Source organism: Yersinia intermedia (genome assembly GCF_900635455.1).
In the GTDB taxonomy this organism is placed as follows: domain Bacteria; phylum Pseudomonadota; class Gammaproteobacteria; order Enterobacterales; family Enterobacteriaceae; genus Yersinia; species Yersinia intermedia.
The window spans coordinates 1732185-1752628 of the sequence record NZ_LR134116.1; the positions used below are offsets into that span (position 1 = coordinate 1732185).

Genomic DNA, 20444 nt, shown 5'->3' on the forward strand with positions numbered 1-20444 from the left:
TGTATCTAAACAATCGATGAGTAGACTTACAATTAGTTAGTAGCTTGATGCCACGGCCTGTTGGCCCGAAACGATGGTTACACCAGAGCTGGTACCAATGCGTGTTGCACCTGCTTTGATCATGGTTTCTGCTGTCTTTTGATCACGAACTGCACCCGATGCTTTAACGCCCATTACCGGGCCAACCGTAGCACGCATCAATTTAACATGTTCTTCTTTAGCACCACCGGTGCTGAAACCTGTTGAGGTTTTCACAAAGGCAACGTCAAGCTCACGACACATTTCACAAACTTGTACGATTTGCGCATCGCTTAACAGGCAGGTTTCTAATATTACCTTCAACGGTGTAGCGGCGCAATTATCACGTACGGCCTTAATATCGGCTTTAACTTCTGCAATTTTTCCACTTTTCAGCCAACCAACATTGATAACCATATCAATCTCTTGCGCCCCAGCATTAATCGCTGCCTGAGCTTCAAAGGCTTTGGTTTCAGTCAGGCCTGCACCCAGCGGAAAACCAATGACTGAGCACACCTTAACCTGGCTACCGGCCAACTGTTGAGCTGCTACTGGAACGTATCCAGAATTAACACATACAGCATAGAAATGATGCTGTTTGGCTTCTTCACACAGTTTGATAATTTGGGCTTCCGTGGCATCCATTGCCAATAGGGTATGGTCAATGTAATTAGCGTAATTGATCGTCATGATTTTTATCCTTTGGTTCATCTATAAGTGACTACTGCTGTTATAATAGTAACATTTAAAGAGAAAAACAAAGGTAATTCTCACATATTTAGCTGTTTTACATTTTATTTTGTTATTTTTTTTACATGAAAGATGTTTAAATGAACAAATAAAACACGCTATTTTTTTATTATTAATTGATTTTAAAGGATTATTTCATGACGTGGTAGAGGGCGATAGAGATTGCCGATTTTTTAGACCAACCGGCAATGTGAAATTTATAACGTAACCAGGCTAGCTTCTAACCCATCCTCGGCTGATCGGCATGGCAAAACTAATATGATAGAGGCGTGCCATACCGCTTGCGATAGCGTCACCGAACAAATTCCATACTAGCTGTGCGAATAGGCAACCGACAATCCCTAATAAGAAGGCTCCCACCATATCTAATGGCCAGTGAACACCCAGATAAATACGTGACCATGCAATGGCAGTGGCGACAATCATCATGCTGACGGCAGACCAACGTTTGTGCCAAAAAACAAACGCTAAGGCAAAGGTGAAAATAGCAGTGCCGTGATCACTCGGGAAAGAACTGTCTGGCGCATGAGGCATAAAGTTATAGCCAAAACCGACGACAAAAGGACGATCATGCGGGATAAGTATTCCGATACACGTCGCTGAAAGCATAGAGAAAGCAAGGGCCATCGCAGCCTTGGTTACTACAGTTCGCTGCAAATTGATGCTATCTTGCGGCCCCCATAACCACAGCCCCACGAGTAACACAGGGATGATCATGATCAGGTCACGTGCGATGAACGTCGCAAAAGAAATCATCCATGGCGATGATGCTGGCGTCGCATTTATCATGGAAAAGAAAAAATAGTTCATTTGTTCCATTATTCGGTACCTTTATCGCGGCGGCAAAAACCGCTAATCATCCAAAACAAAGTCAACTGACTCAGCCATACCCACCAACCTGCCCACAGGTTATGAGTAAGAAAATGTGCCCCGCGCATAATTTGACCAAACCCCATCAACATGCCAAGACCAATACCGAGTAACCAACACAGCATTGCCAGCCGTGGTTGCTCGGGGTAGAACAGGAAAAATAGCGCCATTACGGCAAAACCGCTGGACGCATGACCACCAGGGAAACAATGACCTGGGCCTGCACCGACCGGCGTTGTGCCCATCAGCACATAGCTGATAGCTTTACCGCCATACTCCACCAGATCCCAAGGGCAGGAGTGCGCGCTGAAGGCCTTTAGAACACCAACTACCAATGGACCGATACCAAACAACAACATGGTTGTTATCAAGCGCCCGTTACGGCGATAAATGCCCCATAGCAATGCCACCACGGCAGTACTGATAATGGCTATTTTCAACAACCGGTGATTGAGTAAGTCCAGCCAGTAGTTGTTTTCCCATGGAAAGTTTTGCCCGACGGGATCAAACCAGTAATTACTGATAAACCAATCAAGTTGTTCGTTGCTCGATAACCACAGAAATAGTGATCCACTGAGTACCAACCCCAAAACCTGCCAAAAATAGAAGGATAACGGCAACGAGTAAAGGGAGTTTGTCTTAATTATCCATGCTGTTGAGGCATTATTTAATGTCACTGGAGTGACATCGGCTTGGGAGGTGGGTTTGCTGGTCTTCACGACGTAACCTGAAGCTGAAATGGGGAATGTTAATACTGTAATATTACTGTCTTAAGAAAGCCTTAAGGGGCAGATAGCGCCATATGGATGGGATCAGAAATAAGCAGAACTCAAATTTCAGGCAAGAAAAAACCCGATTAGTCTTGAACCTAAGAAGGCGGGACTATCGGGCTCCTCAATATGGGGACATCAAAGAAAAGCAGTGGCATTAAATCAGACCCCAGTCCAGCAAGAAAGTTCTGGGAAAATAAAAAAAGTATAAAATAATGTTTAGCTTTTTCCGCAACGGCTTTTTTAGTGTACTAGCCTAATACTCCCGGCCAAACAATAACGATCAACGAGCCTGCCAATGTTAATAGTACGTTGGCGATGGCATAAGTCCCTGCGTATCCTAGTGCCGGGATGTTACTGCGGGCAGTATCGCTGATGATGTCCATGGCCGGTGCGCAAGTTCGGGCACCCATAATGGCACCAAAAAGCAGAGCCCGGTTCATGCGTAATACATAAGCACCAAAGAGAAAACAGATAACAACCGGTACCAGGCTAACTATCAGGCCGGAAATCAACATCTGCCCGCCGACCGCGCCCAAGCTGCTATTAATACCGCCACCGGCACTTAGCCCCACTCCTGCCATAAAGACCATTAAACCAAACTCTTTCACCATATTCAGCGCACCTTGCGGGATATAGCCAAAAGTAGGGTGGTTGGCACGTAAAAATCCGAGCATGATACCTGCCATTAACAGGCCGGCAGCGTTACCAATACCGAAACTAAAATTACTGAATTGGAAGGTAATTAAACCAATCATCAATCCTAAAATAAAGAAGGCACAGAACGCCAACAGGTCGGTGACCTGGCTGTGAATGGAGATAAAGCCTATCTTTTCTGCCACGCTTTTGACTCGCCGCGCATCACCGCTGACTTGCAGCACGTCGCCTTTATTCAATACCACGTTGTCATCAATGGGCATTTCAATTTGGCTGCGGATCACCCGGTTTAGGAAGCAACCATGGTCGGTCAATTTTAAATGGCTGAGTCGTTTGCCGACGGCACTGCTATTTTTAACCACGATTTCTTCGGTAACAATGCGCATATCCAGTAGGTCACGGTCGAAAACTTCTTTACCGTTACGAAAACTGGGGTCAAGGCGGGAGTGGGCGTCGGGGTAACCGACCAGTGAGATCTCGTCCCCCACTTGCAGTACTGCATCGCCATCTGGATTCGCTAAAATACCATTGCGACGAATTCGCTCAATATAGCAACCTGTTTGGCGGTAAATGCCTAATTCACGTAAATTTTTACCATCCGCCCATGCCACCAATTCTGGGCCAACCCGATAGGCGCGGATCACCGGTAAATAGACCTTGCGCTGGCTATCAGTATCCAAACCGCGCTCACGGGCAATTTGCTGAGCACTGGTTGGCAAGTCCTGATGTTGGAGTTTGGGCAAATAGCGAGCGCCCAGAATCAGGCTCACCAGCCCGATAAGATAGGTCAGGGCGTAACCGAGGCTTAGATTATCCTGCGCGTGCTGCAATGCCGGATTATTGGCGATAGTGTGGCGTAACGTATCACCTGCACCCACCAAAACCGGTGTGGATGTCATTGAACCGGCCAACATCCCGGCAGTCAGGCCAATATCCCAGCCAAATAATTTACCTAGCCCCAAAGCCAAAATCATTGCGCTACTTACCATGACCAGCGCGAGCATTAGATAGTTTTTGCCGTCACGGAAGAAGATAGAGAAAAAGTTTGGTCCGGCTTCGACACCGACACAAAAAATAAAGAGCATAAAGCCCAAATTCAGCGCTTCGGTATTGATAGTAAAATGCTGTTGCCCAAGCAACAGTGATACCACCAACACACCAATAGCGTTACCTAATTGAATAGGACCAAGTCGCAGTTTACCCAGGCACAATCCCAAGGCTAAAACCACGAACAACAACAAGATGTAATTGCCGTTTAACAAATTTGCGACGTTTATATTCACTATTATGACTTTCTATTTAGCTCGGATGATCCACGATGTACAGGCTCTTGGTTTAAAGGCAGAAGGAGGCATTGCTTTAAACTCAGAATATTTATCGCCAAACAGGCTATATATGTGGGCGATAGCGGGGTTATTCTAATCGGTCTGCTGCGAGACAGCCAGTAGTAAGCAGGAAGTTTGGTATCGGAAGAAGGATATGCTTTATTACCCGCACTGGAAGGTATTATATGTGGTTAATGAGCCGCTTAGTCCGGTTTGTTGGGTCTGTTTTTACGGTGTTGCACTTGAGCACTGGCAATAAAAAAAGGGTGTCAAACACCCTTTTCGGATAAAGCCTAAATCATACGGGCTGAGAAACTCTCTGTTGCTGTCAACCAGATTACTGGAACAGGCTCAGATTTTCTTTAGCGTATGCTTCAAAATCTGTGCAGCCGCCAATGTGTTTCTCATCAATGAAGATTTGTGGCACGGTCTCTACCGGCTTGCCGACTGTTTTTTCCAAATCAGCTTTGGTGATACCTTCCGCGTGAATATCGATGTAACGGAATTTAAAATCGTCGCGTTCAGTTTCCAGTTTTTCTGCCAGTTCTTTGGCACGGACACAGTAAGGACATCCAGGACGCCCGAAAATCACAGCAAACATGTAAAACTCCTTGATTAAATTGAGCTATCCCCGTCATTTTTCAACCGGGTGTAATCACTTCGCCAACAGCTCTCTATGTATTCAACTGTTAAATGACTTCTGCGCATTACTCACTCTCACTGGGGTCTACTATGCCCTCTGGCGCAGTGAAAAAAAAGCAGGATTTGCCTGTTAGTTTGATTAATGGTACCTATTTGCTTATCGGGACTGTTACAAGTTGTGAGGATTCAATACACTAAGTAAACGCTTGTGCAGAGCCTATCGGAGGTAAAGATGCGCTCGTTAGGAGATATGCCCCGCATTGTGATTGTTTCAGAAGTGCTGGGGATGCTATTACTGGTTGTTGCCTACCTAAGTATTAATGGCTATCTGTCATTACCGGATTCAATGGGGGCACCGATTGTCGCCATTATTATGATTTTTGTCGGAATTGGGCTGATGCTCCCCGCTGCTGCGTGTATTGTTTGGCGCGTCGCGAGTGGTTTTGGCCCGCTCTTAGGCAGCGCCGACAGAATATCAAGACCACAATCCAAGAAAGAATCCGAGGCTGAACAGGCAAAAAAGGATAACAAACCCGATTAGGGCAATTACTGAGTCAGTATAGGGGCATTAAATTTGTCGGTATTGATCATAGCGCTGTCGGTCAATATTCCGTAAGCTATGCCACTTTTCGTCTTATGAGAATCGTGAGGTAGGTTGTTATGGATTCACTCATCGTCCCGGATTTAGCCCTATTACGGCGTTGGCTGGATCAACTCGGTATCTCATTTTTTGAGTGCGACTCCTGTCAGGCGCTGCATTTGCCGCATATGCAGAACTTTGAAGGCGTGTTTGATGCCAAAGTTGATTTGGTTGATAACATCATTTTGTTCTCGGCGTTGGCTGAAGTCAGGCCGACGGCGTTGATCCCATTAGTGGCGGATCTGAGCCAAATAAATGCCAGCTCGCTGACAGTTAAAGCCTTTATCGATATTCAGGATGATAATCTGCCAAAATTGATTGTTTGCCAGTCATTGACGGTAGAAGTCGGCGTAACATTTGCTCAGTTTGGCTACTTTATGCAGCAGTGCGAAGAGCAGATTTCGATGATTATTCTGGAAGCACGCGCCAATGACTTATTGTTTATTAGCACGGGTGATGACGATGAATCACCTCAGATAGCGACCGCTTATCCGGTCATCCACTAATACCCCCTTCATTAATAAGTGTGCTGCTGTTATGGGGAGCACACTGCTATTTCCTCTGTAAACCATAAGATATTCTGCTTTTTACCCTACTTTGCCAGATATTTATCGCCGTTTATGCCGTTAATGGCGCATTACATAGATAGAATGTGCATAAAAAATCGATAAAAGGCGTTTTTTACCCTAGAGTCTGGTGTGGATTGCCAAGTGCGGTTATGCTGCTGTTTCTGCTAGGAGCATAATATTCCGCCGTATAAACAGTGATTATTCTTGTTAGGTTAATAATCACTCACCGTGCATAGTCATGCATCTGGTGCTGGTGGCAATAGCACTTAGCAGGGCAAAGGTGTTGTATCCCCTTGGATACAAATTTAGCGCACTATCTCACCCCCTATTCTGGAGGAGTTACGGATGTTCACCCAACGTAAAAAGTGGTTATCGGGTGTTGCTGCTGGCCTGTTAATGGCTGCGTCCGTCTCAGCATCTGCTGAGGAAAAAACACTGCATGTTTACAACTGGTCCGATTATATCGCCCCCGATACGCTGGCTAATTTCCAAAAGGAAACCGGCATTAAGGTTGTCTATGATGTGTTTGACTCCAACGAGGTGTTGGAAGGTAAGTTGATGGCAGGGAGCACTGGATTTGATTTGGTGGTGCCGTCAGCCAGTTTCCTTGAGCGCCAATTATCCGCAGGCGTCTTTAAGCCGCTGGATAAAAGTAAATTACCTAATTACAAAAACCTCGATCCCGAATTGTTGGCGCTGGTCGGCAAGCACGACCCAGAAAATAAATACGCTATTCCTTATCTGTGGGCGACAACAGGTATCGGCTATAACGTTGAGAAAGTGAAAGCTGCACTGGGTAAAGATGCGCCAGTGAACAGTTGGGATCTGGTGCTGAAACCTGAAAATCTTGAGAAGTTGAAAAGTTGTGGTGTCTCATTCCTGGATGCCCCAGCCGAGATTTTTGCAACTGTGCTCAATTACTTGGGTAAAGATCCAAATAGTCTTCAGGCGACTGATTACACCGGTCCCGCCACTGAATTATTGCTGAAATTGCGGCCGAACATCCGTTATTTCCACTCATCACAATATATTAATGATTTGGCGAATGGTGATATCTGCGTTGCTGTCGGTTGGGCCGGTGACATCATGCAGGCATCTAATCGGGCTAAAGAGGCGAAAAATGGCGTGAATGTGGCTTATAGCATTCCGAAGGAAGGCGCATTAGCGTTCTTTGATGTGTTTGCAATGCCATCTGATGCCAAAAATCAGGATGAAGCCTATCAATTTCTAAATTACCTGATGCGACCTGATGTGATCGCCAACATCAGTAACCACGTGTTCTATGCCAATGCCAACAAAGCAGCTACACCATTGGTGAACGAAGCGGTACGTGATAATCCAGGTATTTACCCGCCTGCTGACGTGCGCGCCAAAATGTTCACGCTGAAAGTACAAGACCCGAAAATTGATCGCGTGATCACCCGGGCTTGGACAAAAGTGAAAAGTGGTAAATAAACCATTAGCGTGGGTTAGTCGCTTGCGCTCAGCGCGTGGCTGATAGCACATTGATGGAAAGTAAAATGAACAAGGGTAGGGGCAGGGAGGTTATCTTCCTGTTCCTGTTTTTTATTGTGCCGCAGTTTAAATGCGGCCTGTTCTGCTTTTACGGAGAGCACGCTGAGTGAATGATGTAATTCCCCGCCCGCAGCAAAAATCCCAGAAGGTGTTTACACCCTTGCTGGAGATCCGCAACTTAACCAAGTCATTTGATGGTCAGGCCGCTGTAGATGACGTCAATCTGACTATCTACAAAGGTGAGATTTTTGCGCTGTTAGGGGCTTCAGGCTGTGGTAAATCCACCTTGTTGCGTATGCTGGCCGGTTTTGAGCAGCCGACCCACGGGCAGATAGTCCTCGATGGTCAGGACTTGTCTCATGTGCCGCCTTATCAGCGCCCGATCAACATGATGTTCCAGTCTTATGCATTATTTCCGCACATGACAGTTGAGCAAAACATCGCGTTTGGCTTGAAGCAAGACAAGTTACCTGCTGATGAAATCAAAAGTCGTGTTGCAGAGATGCTGACATTGGTGCATATGCAAGAGTTTGCTAAGCGCAAGCCACACCAACTCTCTGGCGGGCAGCGTCAGCGCGTGGCTCTGGCCCGTAGCTTGGCTAAACGACCAAAACTGCTGCTGTTAGATGAGCCTATGGGGGCGCTGGATAAAAAACTGCGTGATCGGATGCAACTGGAAGTGGTCGATATTCTGGAGCGGGTGGGCGCGACCTGCGTGATGGTTACCCATGACCAGGAAGAAGCCATGACGATGGCCGGGCGCATTGCCATCATGAACCGTGGCAAGTTTGTGCAAATTGGCGAGCCGGAAGAGATTTATGAACACCCGAACAGTAGATTCAGCGCTGAATTTATCGGCTCGGTGAATGTATTTGAAGGGGGGCTAAAAGAGCGTTTAGATGATGCGCTGGTGATCGACAGCCCTGGATTGCGCCATCCATTGAAAGTGGATTCTGATGCCTCCGTGGTAGACGGTGTCCCGGTATTTGTTGCTCTGCGCCCGGAAAAAGTGATGTTGTGTGAACAGGTGCCAGAAGATGGCTGTAACTTTGCGGTCGGTGAAGTGGTACACATTGCTTATCTGGGGGATTTATCCATTTATCATGTGAAGTTACACAGCGGGCAGATGCTGAGTGCGCAGCTACAAAATGGTCATCGCTACCGTAAAGGGATGCCGACGTGGGGCGATGAAGTGCAACTGTGTTGGGATGCTGATAGCTGCGTGGTTTTGGGTAATTAAGAGCCTTGGGGAGTTAATATCGTGATACCAGAATCCACCCGTGGAGCAGCAGAGCCGCCGACCCGCGCTATCGGGCCGGTTAAGGCACTGATACAACGCTTTCAGATGTCACATGGCCGTAAACTGGTCATTGCCATGCCTTATTTGTGGCTTTTCCTGTTGTTTATGTTGCCGTTCTTGATTGTGTTCAAAATCAGTTTGGCCGAGATGGCACGCGCCGTACCCCCTTATAGCGATCTGGTTACCTGGCTGGATGGCAAGTTGGATATCTCGCTCAATCTTGGTAACTATCTGCAACTGCTCGATGATCCGCTGTATATAGATGCTTACCTGCAATCACTGCAAGTGGCTGCTGTGTCAACGCTATGCTGTTTGATTATTGGCTATCCATTGGCCTGGGCGATTGCACACAGTAAATCATCCACTCGTAATATCTTATTGCTGTTGGTGATTTTGCCGTCATGGACCTCATTCCTTATTCGGGTTTATGCCTGGATGGGTATTCTAAAAAACAACGGGATCTTGAATAATTTCCTGATGTGGACCGGGATTATTGATCAACCGCTGATTATTCTGCACACCAATCTGGCGGTATACATTGGTGTGGTCTATTCCTATCTGCCATTCATGGTACTGCCAATCTATACTGCGCTGACCCGACTGGATTATTCGTTGGTGGAAGCGGCGCTGGATCTGGGGGCAAAACCATTTAAGACTTTTATCAGTGTCATTGTGCCACTGACCAAGGGTGGCATTGTTGCCGGCTCCATGTTGGTGTTTATCCCCGCAGTGGGTGAGTTTGTTATCCCTGAACTACTCGGCGGGCCGGACAGCATTATGATTGGCCGTATTTTGTGGCAAGAGTTCTTTAACAATCGCGATTGGCCGGTTGCCTCGGCGGTTGCGACGGTGATGTTAGTGTTACTGATTGTACCCATACTCTGGTTCCACAAGCATCAGAATAAAGAGATAGGAGGCTCGGTATGAATAACCTACCGGAAGTGCGGTCGGTCTGGCGTCGGGTGATCCTTGTCATCGGTTATACCTTCTTGTATGCGCCGATGTTGATGTTGGTTATCTACTCATTTAACAGTTCTAAACTGGTAACCGTATGGGCTGGGTGGTCAACTCGTTGGTATACCGAGCTATTTAATGATTCAGCGATGATATCTGCTGTTGGCCTGAGTCTGACTATTGCCGCTGCCTCCGCCACGATGGCGGTGGTTCTGGGGACGATAGCCGCCGTGGTCATGGTGCGTTTTGGCCGTTTTCGCGGTTCAACCGGTTTTGCTTTTATGCTGACAGCGCCGCTGGTGATGCCTGATGTGATTACCGGTTTATCATTGCTGCTACTGTTTGTTGCTATGGGGCATGCTATCGGCTGGCCAGCAGAGCGTGGCATGTTCACCATCTGGCTGGCGCACGTCACCTTCTGTACCGCTTATGTGACGGTAGTGATAAGTTCTCGCCTGCGTGAGTTGGACCGTTCTATTGAAGAAGCCGCCATGGATTTGGGAGCCACACCGCTGAAAGTGTTTTTCGTGATTACCGTGCCGATGATCGCACCGGCATTAATCTCCGGTTGGTTATTGGCCTTTACTTTATCGCTGGACGATTTAGTGATTGCCAGCTTTGTTGCCGGTCCTGGGGCGACGACGTTGCCGATGCTGGTCTTTTCTAGTGTGCGGATGGGGGTTAACCCAGAGATTAATGCCCTTGCCACACTTATCTTGCTGGTGGTTGGGATAATCGGTTTAATCGCGTGGTGGTTTATGTCCCGTTCGGAAAAGCAGCGGTTACGTGAATTACGAAAAGCTGCCCGTAGCTGATAGCCATTAAAACTGTTAGGCTTCACCTTTCTTTAACGCCGCTGACCAGCGGCGTTATTGTCAGAGATAACATTAGGTTGCAGCAACCGGACCGAGGGCAGATAGGGCAACATGAGAAAACTATTTTCATCTTTAGCATTTTCATCCTCTGCATTTTTATCTTCTGCAACAACGCCAGTACCGGTTCTCATCGCCGGTATTACCATTATTGCTACCCGTATCCTCGGTGTATTGCTATTGGTTGCTACTCTGGGGTGGAGGGGCGTCGGCGAATTTATCAGTGAAAGCCTGCAAAGCTGGGATTTTGGCTCGATCTTCTTCGCCAGTGTGGTGCTGTTGCTGTTAGAAATTGTCTGTGGCGTTGCGGTATGTTATCGCAAAAACTGGGCGCGTTGGTGCTATCTGGTGTGTCAGATTATCACTATTATTTATTTGCTAATGGTGTCACTGGACTGGTTGTATTTAGATGTTTTTCGGGTTGAGGGTGATACCGGCAGCGAAATTCTACATAGCCTGCTGTTACAGAAAATCCCGGATGTGGTGATTATCGGTTTGCTATTTTTCCCCTGGCACCGCTATTTCGCTCAGTCAAAATGAGTGTTTAGTGTTGCACAATGCTACAATTCGCCCATCAACAGCTTCGGCTGCAAATTATTTAACTTCTCAGATTATAACGGTCAATATTAATGCATTGCGCACAGTATACGGCGGGTAGTTGCCGTTCCTGCCAGTGGCTGGATAAACCCTATCCACAACAACTGGCTGACAAACAACATCATCTGGAAAGTCTGTTAGCCAGTCACGCTGTGGCTCAGTGGCTAGCCCCGGTTTCCGGGCGTGAAAACGCTTTTCGTAATAAAGCGAAAATGGTGGTCAGTGGCAGCGTCGAGCGGCCACTATTGGGGATGTTGCATCGTGACGGTACCCCGGTCGATTTATGTGATTGCCCACTCTATCCGGCCAGTTTTGCGCCAGTTTTTGCCGTGTTGAAAACATTTATTGGCCGTGCTGGTCTCACACCCTATAACGTCGCACGCAAACGCGGCGAGCTTAAATTCCTGTTATTGACCGAAAGTACGTATAGCGGTGAGTTAATGCTGCGCTTTGTGTTGCGTTCTGAAACCAAGCTGGCGCAATTACGCGCAGCTCTGCCGTGGTTACAGCAGCAATTGCCTCAACTGGCTGTTATCTCGGCTAATATTCAGCCAGTGCATATGGCAATCTTAGAAGGGGAACAAGAAGTCCCGTTGACTGAACAGCAGGCGCTGCCCGAACTGTTTAATCAGGTGCCGCTGTTTATCCGCCCACAAAGTTTTTTCCAGACCAATCCTCAGGTTGCCGCTTCACTGTATGCCACGGCACGGCAATGGGTGCGGCAGTTAGGTATCAGCAGTATGTGGGATCTGTTCTGCGGCGTCGGCGGTTTTGGTTTGCATTGTGCCAGCGCCGAGACGCAACTCACCGGTATCGAAATCAGCGCGGAAGCTATCGCCTGCGCACGCCAATCGGCCCAGCAGTTAGGGTTACAGAATGTCAGTTTTGCCGCACTGGATTCTACCTGTTTCGCCACCGCAGAAACGCAAGTGCCGCAGTTGGTCTTGGTTAACCCACCACGGCGCGGTATTGGTGCTGAACTGTGTGACTATCTTGCTCAGATGGCGCCTGAATTCATACTCTATTCAAGCTGTAATGCACAGACAATGGCAAAAGATATCAGCCTGTTAGCCGATTACCGTATTGAGCGGGTGCAGTTGTTTGATATGTTTCCGCATACTGCTCATTACGAAGTCCTCGTATTGCTTACCCTGCGTCCTTGAAGCTGTAGGGTTGTTGGCTGCGTTCACTTACCCGAATCACTTACTTGAGTAAGCTCATCGGGATGCGTTCGCTTGCCGCCTACCTACAACTCCAATGACTTTGGGTATGTCTTGCGTTCTTGAAGCTGTAGGGTTGTTGGCTGCATTCACTTACCCGAATCACTTACTTGAGTAAGCTCATCGGGATGCGTTCGCTTGCCGCCTACCTACAACTCCAATGACTTTGGGTATGTCTTGCGTTCTTGAAGCTGTAGGGTTGTTGGCTGCGTTCACTTACCCGAATCACTTACTTGAGTAAGCTCATCGGGCTGCGTTCGCTTGCCGCCTACCTACAACTCCAATGACTTTGGGGGAGTTATTAAATCAGTTTGGGAACCACTTATCATTGATAGCTTTATATGTTCCGTCAGCTTTAACGGCATCAATGGCTTTATTCAATTTCTCCAACAATGCAGTGTTATCCGGGCGTACCGCAATACCAAGGCCCGTGCCAAAGTATTGAGGGTCGGTCACATGTTCGCCAACTGATGCCAGGTTCGGGTTGGTTTTCAGCCACTCATTCACTACCGCAGTATCACCAAACACCCCATCAATACGGCCATTTTTCAGGTCAATGATGGCATTCTGGTAGCTGTCATAAGCCACGGTCTGAATTTCAGGATGTTTGTCCTGCAAATACTTCTGATGAGTGGTGCCATTTTCCATCCCGATTTTCTTGCCTTTCAGATCGGCAAAAGAACTGAATTTACCTTTTGGTGCAATCACAATGGCGGAGTTTGCATAGTAAGGTTGGGTGAACGCGACCTGCTTGCTACGCTCAGGGGTGATATCCATGCCGGAAATGACGGCATCATAACGTTTGAATTTCAGCGCCGGGATGAGGCTATCAAAAGCCTGATTGGTGAAGGTACATTTGGCCTCCATTTGTTTACACAACGCTTTTGCCAGGTCCATATCGAAGCCGACGATTTCGTTATTGGCATCCATTGATTCAAATGGCGGATAGGTGGCTGAGGCAGCAAAACGAATAGTTTCTGCGGCAGTCGCGCTGAAAACCATACCACTTAGCAGGGTTGCCAATAGTAACTTTTTCATGCTTAAACTCCTGTCTGAATTATTTTAAATAAAATGAGCCATTAGTTATTGATTTTATTATAACTGGTGATTTTTCATCACGATTTATTCGGATGAATCATGGTATTCACATTGCCATTTTATGAATTTATATGCAAGTAATGTGATTAAAAATTTAATTTTATTTTTAGGCGAGAAGGAGAGGAGAAGGTTAAAGAGCAGGGTGTTCAAGTTCGGCTGACATGAGATCGGATCTGTTTTCGGTTGATCTTCGTTTTGTACCCACCGGGTGTTAGCAACCTCAACCGGGCCGGAGGGCAGGCTGGCCCTCTTGCACCAGTAGCATGCGCGCAATTCGCCGTACCCTCCGGCAGCCGTTGGCCTTATCTAGCCTCGCGTAAATCATTAATGTAAGAGTGACCTTACGTTTGGAAAGTTAGCGAATAATAAAAAGGTGCTACTCCAAAAATGAAAAGCACCCTTAATTCAGCGTTGGTGATCAATATTCACTGTGCGTGACAACAACCACATCAATCGTAGTATTCAGGCGCGTGCCTGAACGTTTGCCAGGCATCCGGGTCATGGCCTGTCACCACTTGCGCACTTGTGCGGCTAGCCAACATGCGCATCTTCTGCACCGAACGCACCGTCTCAACGGCTGAGGACATAAATCCTGGCAGAGCTTTTTCTTCCCAGTGATCCGTGGTGTATGCTGCATCAATAGTCAGTAGCATCGGACCTGAGTTGGGCAAGGTGACCAGTATTGACTGATGCCCAGGCGAATGGCCGGGTGTAAATACTGTTTTCAGCGTACCGTCGCCATAGATATCATAAAAATCATTGTTTTCGCCTTCCAGAAACGCCCATTTCAGACCCGGCCGGTCAAAGTCGTTTCTGATATAGCCTCCCGCAGCAAACCAGTCAGGAGTAAAGGCATACTCGTACTCACGGCGCTGAACGATGTGTGTCGCATTGGGGAATCGGCCAATCGCACCGGTATGATCAAGATGCAAGTGCGACTGCAAGACATACCGGATATCTTCGGGATTGATCCCCATTTTTTTAAGCTGCGCTACACAGCCCTCATCTTCACGCATTACCGGCCAATAAACCTCGGTAATCCCGCCCCAATACCCTTTGGGATCAGTGGCGGTTTCGACAGCATTCCCGCCATCAATCAGCGTGTGACCATCAGGATGGGTCAGCAGGAAGAACGGGACAGGGATTTCATAATCCGCTCCACCTCCTTGATTCATTTTGATATTGTGGACTTTGCACTTCAGCGAGCCAGTTTGAAACATATACAAGCGAATATCGGTCATTTTATTCTATCCTTTCACGTTTCACTTCGTAGGGTATTGGCGATGACGATCAAAAAGCTTCCTGGTAAAGCGCCAAAGCATCAGCCTCTTTTACCTCGACCGGATTATTGGTCAGAAGACGGGTCTGTTTCATCGCATCTGAGGCTAGCAACGCCAGCGTATCCTCTTTCACCCCGACGTCGCGCAAACGTCTCGGCGCACCGCTTTCATCCATGATGCTGATCATTGCATCAATAAACGCGTTGCAACGCGTCTGTACATCTCCTTCTCCGCCCACATTGAGTACGTCGGCCAGTTCCGCATATAACAGTGCCGCAGCTTTAGCGTTGTAACGCAATACAGCTCCAAGCATCAGTGCATTAGAGAGGCCGTGGGGAATGTGATAATGGCCGCCAAGTGGATAGGCCAGTGCATGTACCGCCGCGACCGGCGAATTGGCGAAAGCCTGGCCGGCCAGTGTTGCGCCCAATAGAATGGCTTCGCGGGCCTCTCGGTTCGAACCGTCACGACAGGCGGTGACCAGATGTTTATAAATCAGGCGTAATGCTTCTCGAGCCAACGCATCGGATATCGGATTTTTTTTGTGCTTACTGGTGTATGACTCAATTGCGTGCACCATCGCATCAATACCCGTTGCTGCGGTGTGTGTCGCAGGTAATCCGACGGTTAACTCCGCATCCAGTAAAACCAAATCACAATAGAGCTGGCGAGCAACTACACCCATCTTGGTTGTTTCACCTGTAGTAAGGATCGCAATATTGGTCACCTCCGATCCCGTACCCGCGGTTGTTGGGATCTGCACCAGAGGTAATCGTTCGCCCTGAACATTATCAATACCGTACAACCCGCTGAGACCCTGTTCTGACTGAGCCAGAATTGCCACCAGTTTTGCCACATCTAGCGAAGAACCGCCGCCAAGACCAATCACGATATCGATGTGCTGATCCTGTGCAAGACGCGCGGCGTCAAGGACAATGGCTTCCGGTGGGTCAGCGATAACCCGGTCGAAAACCACCACATCGAAACCGTAGTCGCGTAGACTTTTTTCCACAGGCCGCAACAAGCCTGCTTTGACCAGCCCTCCATCCGTTACGATCAGTGCTTTACGGGCGGTAAAACGGCCTGACAGGATCTCGCCCAGGCGTTGTGCGCCTGACCATTCCACCAATATTGATGGTACTGTTCTGAATTCAAAGGGTTGCATAGCATTTGACATAATACTTTCCCTCTTTCCTGGTGAATTAACATGTGTGAGTTTTAATAGTAAAACGCGGTGCTCACCCTACCGATGTGCAGAAATATTTGATCTCAAGGTATTCGTCGATACCGTATTTTGAGCCTTCTCTGCCGATCCCTGACTGCTTCATTCCTCCAAATGGCGCGACTTCGTTGGAGATAAGTCCGGTGTTATGACCCACCATGCCGTACTCCAGCGCCTCCGCGACCCGCCACATTCTTTTGCTGTTTTCGGTAAAGAAATAAGCTGCCAGACCGAATTCAGTGTCATTGGCCATTGCCACCGCCTCTTCTTCTGTATCAAAACGGAACAGCGGCGCAACCGGGCCGAAAGTCTCTTCCCGCGCAATAAGCATGTTACGAGTGACGTTGACAATCACCGTTGGCTCAACAAACAGCCCACCGGAGACATGCCGATTGCCGCCTACTAATATCTCCCCCCCTTTATTTTTTGCATCCTGAATGTGGCTCTCGACTTTAGCCACCGCATCTTCGTCAATCAGCGGGCCAACCTGAACACCTTCATTAACGCCGTTACCTACAGTCAAGCCTCTGACACGCTCCACCAGGCGCTGTGCAAACCGGTCGTAGATACCGGACTGCACCAGAAAACGGTTGGTACATACACAGGTTTGACCGGCATTGCGGAACTTGGATTGCACTGCACCGTCAACTGCGGCTTCAATATCCGCATCATCAAAGACGATAAATGGCGCGTTACCCCCCAGTTCCAGCGACACACGTTTCAGCGTTGGCGCGCATTGTGCCATCAACAAGCGCCCAATCGGCGTTGAACCGGTGAACGAGAGTTTTCTGACCACATCGCTTTTCGTCAACTCGCCGCCAATGATTTTTGCATCGCCCGTGACGATTTGCAGAACACCCGCCGGGATCCCCGCACGTATTGCCAGTTCGCCTAACGCTAATGCGGTCAAGGGGGTTTGTTCTGCTGGTTTGACGATCATTACGCAGCCCGCAGCCAGCGCAGGCGCGGCTTTACGGGTGATCATCGCCGCAGGGAAATTCCAAGGGGTAATTGCTGCGCAAACGCCAACTGGTTGTTTTAGTACCACCAGTCGCTTATCGGCTTGTGGCGAGGGGATCACGTCGCCGTAACTACGTTTGCCCTCTTCGGCAAACCAGTCAATAAATGACGCGGCATACGCCACTTCCCCACGGGATTCTGCGAGGGGTTTACCTTGCTCAGCAGTTATGATGGCGGCAAGATCAGCACTGTTTTCAGTGATAAGATCAAACCAACGACGCAATACCACGCAGCGCTCTTTGGCGGTTTTCTCACGCCAGAGTAAAAAAGCTTGCTGCGCGGCGGAGATAGCTTCTTCGATAGCGGCCTGTTCAAGCAGGGGAACATTGGCTACTATCTCGTCAGTGGCTGGGTTCGTGACTGGATATGTTGCGCCGTCAGCGGCAGAACGCCATTCTCCGGCGAGCAGGCAGGTTTCCTTTAACAACGATGGATCGCGTAAATCGAGCATGTTTCCCCTCCTTCTACAGGAATTTATATTTGTAAGTTCAGTATATTGAACTAAATTCACTATATTGAATTGTGGCATGAAAATTAAATAAACGTCAAATTATTGTTAAAAAGTGAGATCCATGTCGAAAAATACAGAGACAGAGACGTCCGGGAACAGTGCGCCTGCATTACGCCGCGCCATTCTGATTCTAGATGCAGTAAGCGAGCATCCTACTCCCCCGACTTTTACTGAGATCGTGACAATACTCGGTCTGCCTAAAAGCTCTGCACATGGCCTATGTGCCGCGCTGGTGGATTTGGGGATGTTAATTCGTACCGACGCTGGAACCTATCGAGTTGGGGGGCGGGTGATGAATTGGGCTAACGCCTTTCTTGGCCAGACCGATCTGGTCGAGGAATTCCAGCGACTCCTGCAAGAACGGCGTGAACTGAGTGATTTCACTGTCACCATGACGGTATTAGATGGTCAGCAGGTGGTTTATGTTGCCTGTTCCAACAGCAAGGCCGCGTTGGGGTTTACATTTCGGATTGGAATGCGTCTCCCCGTGCCCTTTACGGCAACGGGCAAAGCGATTCTCAGTACTTTTAATGATGAGGATATCCGCCGCCGCTTTGAAACTGGCTGGCCTCAGTTGCTCACGGCTCACAGCGTGGCGTCACTCCCGGCACTTTTACAGGAATTAACACTCGTCCGCCAACGAGGCTACTCGGTAGATGATGGGCAGATCCGTGAAGGGATGTTTTGTATTGGAGCCCCAGTATATGATTTTTCAGGTCAAGTGGTGGCTGGTCTGGCCGTGAGTATGTTAGAACAAGAAGCGACAGAATCAACCATCGAGACTATCGGCAGTAAACTGGTGGATATTGCCGCTTCCCTTTCGGCCAGATTGGGGAATCGTCGCGTTTAACACGAAGGCGATAAGAAGCATAAGCAATGGAGTAGGGGACTAAAGGTAAGTCGCTCATTTAGGCCGTCTGCCAGTATCCCCTGTTCAGGGAACATAATGTCCATCATTTATGCGGTGCTGACGAAATCTTGGCTTGTTTGGGTGGGCAGGATAGGATTGCTGGGAACGTGATGGTGATAGCACTACTGAAGATAGTGAGGGCCGGGAAGCCGAGTGCAAGTGCGGATTGTTAAGGCCCACGGTTATGGGCCTTAACTCAGTTGAGGCTGTCGAGCTAAGATTATCGCTGAACGATTATCAACCGAAAGGTAACTGGTTCAGTCCTAACAACCCAATTAGATCACTAAGCCGTAATGGGTTAATAAATAGCGTTAATTCCGCCGCTCAAACGCCAGCGCTCTGCGTTCTACCAACCGCATCAGCAACGTCAGCAAACCATTCACGCACAGATAGACAATCCCGGCGGCACCAAACACCATCACGTCATAGGTACGGCCATACATCAGTTGGCTATAGCCCATAACTTCCATCAATGTGATGGTATAAGCCAGTGAGGTACTTTTAAATACCAAGACCACTTCGTTGGAATAGGATGATAATGCGCGCTTAAAGGCGAATGGCAGTAGGATGCGTAGCGACTGGGGTTTTGACATCCCCAATGCTTCGCAGGATTGCCACTGACCCGCTGGAATTGCCCTAACTGCACCGTAGAACAGTTGCGTGGTATAGGCCGCACTGTTCAATGCCAACGCAATCATTGCGCACAACCAAGGTTGCGACAACAAACTCCATAACCACGGATATTCACGGATAGCAGGGAATTGGCCTGGGCCGTAATAGATCAAAAAGATTTGCACCAGCAGCGGGGTGCCGGTGAACAGTGTGATATAAATTTTAACCAGTGGCGTGATAATGGGTGTTTTTAGCGTTAACACAATGGTAAACAGCAGTGACAACACCAGTGCCACCAATAGCGATGCAATCGTCAACGTCAGGCTGGTATGCAGCCCTTTAAGGATCTCAGGTAAATATTCCAGCATCAGGATGGGCTCCGTTCAAAACGAGTGGTACGGAGTTCAATCCATTTGAGCACATACTGGCTCAACAGAGTCACCACCAGATAGATTGCCGCGGCAATCACATACCAAGTGAAAGGTTCCTGAGTCCGGGTCGCAATACTTTTGGTTTGTAGCATCAGGTCATTAACGCTGATAAGCGACACCAACGCCGTATCTTTCAGCAGCACCAACCATTGATTGCCCAAGCCTGGCAAGGCATGACGCCACATCTGCGGCATGATCAAACGGAAGAAGATGGCCGCCTGACTCAAACCCAATGCCTGACCGGATTCCCACTGCCCAATAGGTACTGCTTTCAGCGCACCGCGTAAGGTTTGCGAGGCGTAAGCAGAATAGAGCAGGGCGAGTGCGATAACGCCACACAAGAACGGACTCACCTCAAAATTATCGATATTGAGCTTAATGGGTAGCTCAAACAGATAAAGATTCAGGGTAAAACCGTCTGACAGCATCATCAGCAATTGGGAGGAACCGAAATAGATAAACAGAACCACCAGAATCTCCGGTAGCCCGCGCAAAATGGTGACCCAGCCGGTAGTCAGGTAGCTGACCACTTTCACCCGTGATGATTCACAGACGGCAAACAGCATCGCCAGAACCAGACCGAGGGCCAGTGCACAAACGGCAAGGCCGACGGTCATACCGGCGGCGCTTGCTAAAGGTTGAAATTCATTCATGGGTGCTT

The 20444-nt window shown here is 48.4% G+C and carries 20 protein-coding genes; 9 read left to right on the plus strand and 11 right to left on the minus strand.

What is annotated here, in order from left to right; all coding sequences use genetic code 11:
- Positions 1 to 36: 36 nt before the first annotated feature.
- The 5 genes from deoC to EL015_RS07980 all read right to left on the minus strand — a co-directional run bounded on the left by deoC (position 37) and on the right by EL015_RS07980 (position 4991).
- A complete protein-coding gene (gene deoC / locus EL015_RS07960) occupies positions 37 to 708 on the minus strand; it encodes a deoxyribose-phosphate aldolase (RefSeq protein ID WP_032907844.1) in 672 nt (223 codons plus the stop codon).
- 273 nt (positions 709 to 981) lie between these two features.
- Positions 982 to 1587 carry an undecaprenyl-diphosphate phosphatase gene (gene ybjG, locus EL015_RS07965; protein WP_032907841.1) on the minus strand — a complete coding sequence of 202 codons (606 nt, stop codon included), beginning with the start codon at positions 1585 to 1587 and terminating at the stop codon, positions 982 to 984.
- On the minus strand, positions 1587 to 2258 hold the full coding sequence (locus tag EL015_RS07970; protein ID WP_032907862.1) for a phosphatase PAP2 family protein: 672 nt from the start codon (positions 2256 to 2258) through the stop codon (positions 1587 to 1589). Before EL015_RS07970 ends, ybjG begins: the two co-directional genes overlap by 1 nt.
- 401 nt (positions 2259 to 2659) lie before the next feature.
- Entirely contained in the window at positions 2660 to 4348 is a 1689-nt protein-coding gene (locus EL015_RS07975) for an aspartate:alanine antiporter (protein ID WP_032907838.1), read from the minus strand.
- 379 nt (positions 4349 to 4727) lie between these two features.
- A complete protein-coding gene (locus EL015_RS07980) occupies positions 4728 to 4991 on the minus strand; it encodes a GrxA family glutaredoxin (protein WP_004873700.1) in 264 nt (87 codons plus the stop codon).
- Between the two features lie 273 nt (positions 4992 to 5264).
- Here EL015_RS07980 and EL015_RS07985 point away from each other — a divergent pair, with 273 nt between their 5' ends.
- The 8 genes from EL015_RS07985 (at position 5265) to rlmC (ending at position 12642) form a co-directional block, all read left to right on the plus strand.
- Positions 5265 to 5573 carry a YbjC family protein gene (locus tag EL015_RS07985; RefSeq protein ID WP_032907836.1) on the plus strand — a complete coding sequence of 103 codons (309 nt, stop codon included), beginning with the start codon at positions 5265 to 5267 and terminating at the stop codon, positions 5571 to 5573.
- A gap of 119 nt (positions 5574 to 5692) precedes the next feature.
- The gene (locus EL015_RS07990) at positions 5693 to 6178 is read left to right on the plus strand and encodes a type III secretion system chaperone family protein (RefSeq protein WP_005191982.1); all 486 of its coding nucleotides are present in this window, start codon (positions 5693 to 5695) and stop codon (positions 6176 to 6178) included.
- A gap of 408 nt (positions 6179 to 6586) precedes the next feature.
- On the plus strand, positions 6587 to 7696 hold the full coding sequence (gene potF / locus EL015_RS07995) for a spermidine/putrescine ABC transporter substrate-binding protein PotF (protein ID WP_005191979.1): 1110 nt from the start codon (positions 6587 to 6589) through the stop codon (positions 7694 to 7696).
- 166 nt (positions 7697 to 7862) lie between these two features.
- The gene (gene potG, locus EL015_RS08000; RefSeq protein WP_005191974.1) at positions 7863 to 8996 is read left to right on the plus strand and encodes a putrescine ABC transporter ATP-binding subunit PotG; all 1134 of its coding nucleotides are present in this window, start codon (positions 7863 to 7865) and stop codon (positions 8994 to 8996) included.
- 21 nt (positions 8997 to 9017) lie between these two features.
- Positions 9018 to 9983, plus strand: coding sequence for a putrescine ABC transporter permease PotH (gene potH / locus EL015_RS08005; protein ID WP_005191971.1), 966 nt, complete (start codon positions 9018 to 9020; stop codon positions 9981 to 9983).
- Positions 9980 to 10825: a putrescine ABC transporter permease PotI gene (potI, locus tag EL015_RS08010; RefSeq protein ID WP_032907834.1), complete on the plus strand. Its 846-nt coding sequence runs from the start codon at positions 9980 to 9982 to the stop codon at positions 10823 to 10825. Before potH ends, potI begins: the two co-directional genes overlap by 4 nt.
- A 111-nt stretch (positions 10826 to 10936) precedes the next feature.
- Entirely contained in the window at positions 10937 to 11422 is a 486-nt protein-coding gene (locus EL015_RS08015; RefSeq protein ID WP_032907831.1) for a YbjO family protein, read from the plus strand.
- A gap of 89 nt (positions 11423 to 11511) precedes the next feature.
- Positions 11512 to 12642: a 23S rRNA (uracil(747)-C(5))-methyltransferase RlmC gene (rlmC, locus tag EL015_RS08020; protein ID WP_050074048.1), complete on the plus strand. Its 1131-nt coding sequence runs from the start codon at positions 11512 to 11514 to the stop codon at positions 12640 to 12642.
- A 363-nt stretch (positions 12643 to 13005) separates the two neighbouring features.
- Here the strand turns inward: rlmC and artJ are convergent, their stop codons facing one another.
- The 4 genes from artJ to EL015_RS08045 form a co-directional block, all read right to left on the minus strand.
- Positions 13006 to 13737 carry an arginine ABC transporter substrate-binding protein gene (gene artJ / locus EL015_RS08025; protein WP_005184791.1) on the minus strand — a complete coding sequence of 244 codons (732 nt, stop codon included), beginning with the start codon at positions 13735 to 13737 and terminating at the stop codon, positions 13006 to 13008.
- A 509-nt stretch (positions 13738 to 14246) separates the two neighbouring features.
- Entirely contained in the window at positions 14247 to 15038 is a 792-nt protein-coding gene (gene attM, locus EL015_RS08035; protein WP_005184788.1) for an AttM family quorum-quenching N-acyl homoserine lactonase, read from the minus strand.
- A 49-nt stretch (positions 15039 to 15087) separates the two neighbouring features.
- Positions 15088 to 16254 carry an iron-containing alcohol dehydrogenase gene (locus tag EL015_RS08040; RefSeq protein WP_050413740.1) on the minus strand — a complete coding sequence of 389 codons (1167 nt, stop codon included), beginning with the start codon at positions 16252 to 16254 and terminating at the stop codon, positions 15088 to 15090.
- Between the two features lie 61 nt (positions 16255 to 16315).
- On the minus strand, positions 16316 to 17770 hold the full coding sequence (locus EL015_RS08045; protein ID WP_005184784.1) for an NAD-dependent succinate-semialdehyde dehydrogenase: 1455 nt from the start codon (positions 17768 to 17770) through the stop codon (positions 16316 to 16318).
- A gap of 121 nt (positions 17771 to 17891) precedes the next feature.
- Here EL015_RS08045 and EL015_RS08050 point away from each other — a divergent pair, with 121 nt between their 5' ends.
- Positions 17892 to 18680 carry an IclR family transcriptional regulator gene (locus EL015_RS08050; protein ID WP_032906193.1) on the plus strand — a complete coding sequence of 263 codons (789 nt, stop codon included), beginning with the start codon at positions 17892 to 17894 and terminating at the stop codon, positions 18678 to 18680.
- Positions 18681 to 19051: 371 nt separating this feature from the next.
- On the opposite strand, the gene artM is transcribed toward EL015_RS08050, so the two are convergent.
- Both artM and artQ read right to left on the minus strand, forming a co-directional pair.
- A complete protein-coding gene (gene artM / locus EL015_RS08055; protein WP_032906190.1) occupies positions 19052 to 19720 on the minus strand; it encodes an arginine ABC transporter permease ArtM in 669 nt (222 codons plus the stop codon).
- Positions 19720 to 20436, minus strand: coding sequence for an arginine ABC transporter permease ArtQ (gene artQ, locus EL015_RS08060; RefSeq protein WP_005184781.1), 717 nt, complete (start codon positions 20434 to 20436; stop codon positions 19720 to 19722). The genes artM and artQ overlap by 1 nt, the downstream gene beginning before the upstream one ends.
- Positions 20437 to 20444 lie beyond the last annotated feature (8 nt).

What these genes read in the sequence shown, in the direction of transcription:
- deoC (WP_032907844.1), bottom strand. Translation starts at nt 708, where the DNA reads ATGACGATCAATTACGCTAATTACATTGACCATACCCTATTGGCAATG.
- ybjG (WP_032907841.1), bottom strand. Translation starts at nt 1,587, where the DNA reads ATGGAACAAATGAACTATTTTTTCTTTTCCATGATAAATGCGACGCCA.
- EL015_RS07980 (WP_004873700.1), bottom strand. Translation starts at nt 4,991, where the DNA reads ATGTTTGCTGTGATTTTCGGGCGTCCTGGATGTCCTTACTGTGTCCGT.
- EL015_RS07985 (WP_032907836.1), top strand. Translation starts at nt 5,265, where the DNA reads ATGCGCTCGTTAGGAGATATGCCCCGCATTGTGATTGTTTCAGAAGTG.
- EL015_RS07990 (WP_005191982.1), top strand. Translation starts at nt 5,693, where the DNA reads ATGGATTCACTCATCGTCCCGGATTTAGCCCTATTACGGCGTTGGCTG.
- potF (WP_005191979.1), top strand. Translation starts at nt 6,587, where the DNA reads ATGTTCACCCAACGTAAAAAGTGGTTATCGGGTGTTGCTGCTGGCCTG.
- potI (WP_032907834.1), top strand. Translation starts at nt 9,980, where the DNA reads ATGAATAACCTACCGGAAGTGCGGTCGGTCTGGCGTCGGGTGATCCTT.
- EL015_RS08015 (WP_032907831.1), top strand. Translation starts at nt 10,937, where the DNA reads ATGAGAAAACTATTTTCATCTTTAGCATTTTCATCCTCTGCATTTTTA.
- rlmC (WP_050074048.1), top strand. Translation starts at nt 11,512, where the DNA reads ATGCATTGCGCACAGTATACGGCGGGTAGTTGCCGTTCCTGCCAGTGG.
- artJ (WP_005184791.1), bottom strand. Translation starts at nt 13,737, where the DNA reads ATGAAAAAGTTACTATTGGCAACCCTGCTAAGTGGTATGGTTTTCAGC.
- attM (WP_005184788.1), bottom strand. Translation starts at nt 15,038, where the DNA reads ATGACCGATATTCGCTTGTATATGTTTCAAACTGGCTCGCTGAAGTGC.
- EL015_RS08040 (WP_050413740.1), bottom strand. Translation starts at nt 16,254, where the DNA reads ATGTCAAATGCTATGCAACCCTTTGAATTCAGAACAGTACCATCAATA.
- EL015_RS08045 (WP_005184784.1), bottom strand. Translation starts at nt 17,770, where the DNA reads ATGCTCGATTTACGCGATCCATCGTTGTTAAAGGAAACCTGCCTGCTC.
- EL015_RS08050 (WP_032906193.1), top strand. Translation starts at nt 17,892, where the DNA reads ATGTCGAAAAATACAGAGACAGAGACGTCCGGGAACAGTGCGCCTGCA.
- artM (WP_032906190.1), bottom strand. Translation starts at nt 19,720, where the DNA reads ATGCTGGAATATTTACCTGAGATCCTTAAAGGGCTGCATACCAGCCTG.
- artQ (WP_005184781.1), bottom strand. Translation starts at nt 20,436, where the DNA reads ATGAATGAATTTCAACCTTTAGCAAGCGCCGCCGGTATGACCGTCGGC.